Source organism: Bacillus xiamenensis (assembly GCF_000300535.1).
GTDB lineage: Bacteria > Bacillota > Bacilli > Bacillales > Bacillaceae > Bacillus > Bacillus xiamenensis.
Genome location: NZ_AMSH01000108.1, coordinates 1 through 3131 on the forward strand (window position 1 = coordinate 1; position 3131 = coordinate 3131).

The 3131-nt window shown below is 38.9% G+C and carries 4 protein-coding genes and 1 pseudogene; all 5 read right to left on the reverse strand.

Annotation, left to right across the window (positions count from 1 at the left end):
- Window positions 1-148: terminase large subunit (locus BA1_RS19145; RefSeq protein WP_420196260.1), on the reverse strand; the 148-nt coding region annotated here is incomplete at its 3' end.
- Window positions 149-150: 2 nt separating this feature from the next.
- A pseudogene (locus BA1_RS18085) lies at window positions 151-1245 on the reverse strand (PBSX family phage terminase large subunit); the annotation flags it as partial.
- Window positions 1245-1964, reverse strand: a complete 720-nt coding sequence (gene terS, locus BA1_RS18090; protein WP_008362206.1) for a phage terminase small subunit — start codon at window positions 1962-1964, stop codon at window positions 1245-1247. The pseudogene BA1_RS18085 and the gene terS, both read right to left, overlap by 1 nt.
- 156 nt (window positions 1965-2120) lie before the next feature.
- Window positions 2121-2684: a hypothetical protein gene (locus BA1_RS18095; protein ID WP_008362208.1), complete on the reverse strand. Its 564-nt coding sequence runs from the start codon at window positions 2682-2684 to the stop codon at window positions 2121-2123.
- 160 nt (window positions 2685-2844) lie between these two features.
- Window positions 2845-3131, reverse strand: a 287-nt coding sequence (locus tag BA1_RS19205) for a hypothetical protein (protein WP_008362210.1), incomplete at its 5' end; no start/stop codon positions are given.

Sequence of the window (3131 nt, forward strand, 5' to 3'; positions counted from 1 at the left end):
GAAGCTCATAGATCGTGTTTTTGCATGAGTCAGAACATATGATTTTCTTGAACCGCTTGATCTTCTTGGTGTACTGCAAGCGTGATCCTTGGAACTTATGAGCGGCCACCATGTAGTATACTAAAACGCGAAAATAAAATAAATGGATTAGTCAGAACATATAATTTTCTTACACCGCTTGATCTTCTTGGTGTACTGCAAGCGTGATCCTTGGAACTTATGAGCGGCCACCATGTTGTATCCCATCTTGCGGAAATATGCGATTGTCTTCTGCTCATTATCAGCCTTGATCAGCTCTTTTGTTTCGACGAACTCTTTCAAATCCTCGACAGTAACATCATCGGTCTTACCACGATCGTAATACTCCCAATAGATATATAGATACTTCTTCTCGTGATCCACAGCCAACCTGACAACTGCGTTATATGAATCAACGAAACCAAAGTCCATGCCCGCTCTAAGCAAAGGCCGATTGATATTTGATATGGCCAGCATCACATCTTCATGTGGCTGCACCTCGAATTGAGGAAGAACACGAATACCGTTAATACCAAAATGACCTTTTCGGGCTATTCGATAAAGGTCGGGATCGTATTCTTTCAGTTCATCCAGCTGCTTGATATAGCTCACAGGTAGAAATAGGTTATCTTCGGCCGTCGAGTGGTGATAGTACGTATCATTGATAGCGATCGTTCGCTCTTTGTATAACCTCTCATCATCTAGGATGAAGCGGTTGTTTTGATCGTCCTTAAAGAAATGACGGTATGTCCAATTATCCTGGCCGACAGGGTTCGTTGATAGGATCATGTGCAGTTGCAATGTTGGATGACGCAAACGACCAAGCAGCTCCTTGAATCCCTCGTACTTCACTTCTGAACATTCTTCAATCCATATGATCGAGATGTTGTTGATCGACTTCAATTTGGCTGGCTTGTCCAACCCTTTGAAGATGATCCGGCTCCCATTATGGAATTTAAGCATGAGCGGTGATGTTCTACACTGGATCACATGATCGAGCCCAAGTTCATTTACGATCTCTTCAAACAGCGAAAAGGTTGAATCCCTGTGTGTGTCATAGACTTCACGAATCACAAGGGCTGTTCTCTTTTCATCCAGTAACTTTAAGATGAGTTTCAAGGCAATGTGATAGCTCTTAGATGAACCGTAACCACCCACTAGGAACTGAAACTTTTGATCCCAATCAAAAAGAAATTTTCTAAAGTGGGGATTCACTTCTTTTTCCATCAACGGTCCCCCTTATCCTTGATGATGATTTCAAACGTTTGATCTTCTTTATTATCTGTAAGCCGTTCCACTTCAGCTTTTGTTCTGTCAATATTAAGCCTCATCTGCTTCAATTTAAGCCGTCTTTCATCTTTCTCATGCGCTAACCCCTCAAACTGTTTTATCAAGCTTCTCAGCTCTCCCATCGCTCTTGATTGAGCGTTTAGGAATGTAGCATGACGATCCCAAGCAAATTGAAACTCGTATTCTTCTTCCTCAATATCAGTAGAATCTGAAACGACTGACTTTTTCTTTTTCAACTCTTTAATCATTTCATCTTTGCTTTCAACGAACATTATTTTCTGTGCTCGCACAATAGCGGTAAATTGAATCTGTATTTGCTCCCACAGCAGATCAACGGGCGAAAACTCCTGAATGTCCTGCATGATCTCAAACGCTTCAGCTGACATGTGCTTTGAGTAAAAGCCGTGTGTCTTTGCGTTTTGGTTTTGTATTGGTGCTGCTCCCCCGCTATTGCCTAACGCATTAACATTACCCGGTTGACCACCCTTTTTTGGGTGCACCTTTTTTTCTTTGGGTGCACCCTTTTTCCTTTCCCAACCATGCCGCTTTTTCCACGATTTTATGGTGTTGATCGACACTCCGTATTTTTCGGCAAGGTCCTTGTATTTCATACCTTTGACGTAATCCTTCTGAGCCTGAATGTGCTTGTCTACCATTTACATTCACCTGCCGCCTCCTTCCGATTCGTGTTTGTTTTGGGATTATTATTTCCTCTAAACTGCCACCGCACTCTACCTTTAAGCCGATGCTTGATGTAAAGATTCACCGGAAGCAGTTTACAGGGAACAAAAAAAGCCCTACACAGAGGACTACTACTCAAAAATTTTAAATTTTTCCACAGGGGTGTCATTTTCTATCTTTAGTTTTTGTCTTAGTCTTTGATATTCTCGAACAATTTCACGCACTAATTCAATTTCAACATCTACTTTTCTTCTAGTTATTTTGTCATAATCAGGATGATTTTCCGGAGTTATTTCTTCAAGTTTCACAAGAACTCTATATTCTCCTATTAACATCAATAATTTATTAGATGCTAAACCATAATTTGTTTTATCAAACGCCTCAATAAATTTATTTCTATGAATAACTCCTTCATTTTTTTTATTATCTTCCCAAGATAGTATTGGTGAATTTACAAATTTATTCTTTTCATGATCTAATAGCAGTTCTCGAAAACTCTCTTGTCCACAAACTAGCATGTAAAGTGGTGCATATACACTTTGTAAACTTTTTTCAGTCCACTCTGTATTCTTCTGTTTTCTATAAAGATACGCCCCTGATATTGCACCGAGAACTACACCACATGCTCCAATTAAATTCACAACAATGTTCCAATCAAAATCCTTGTTTACTAATTCAACTAAAATAGTATTCATTTTAACCTCCCACCTTTATATCGGCAGAAAGCGAGCATATGGAACTATCCGCAAATTTTGTCGAACGAAAAAGTGAATTCCTCAATAGAAGCCGCTCTCAAACAAAATAAGTTCCCATTTTACGTCAAAAAAACACCTTATCTCCTAAGGTGTTCAGTACTTATTTAAAACTTCTATTTGGAATTTCATCCAAGCATTCTTGTAATAATCGTTTATAACAGCTTAATTCATTTAGTTCAACTTTATCCTTATATGTAAAGTAGCCCCATAGCCCAACAGCCAAAACAGCAACAAAAATAACAACAGCAATTTGAATACGTTTATCTTCTATTACTACTAGAAGATAATCATTACTGTATTTTAGTTGGTTACCTAAAACGAATGCTAGGAGTACATAAAAAGCTGCAGTAGTATAGGGGACTGACCCCATCAGATGAGACAAATAAA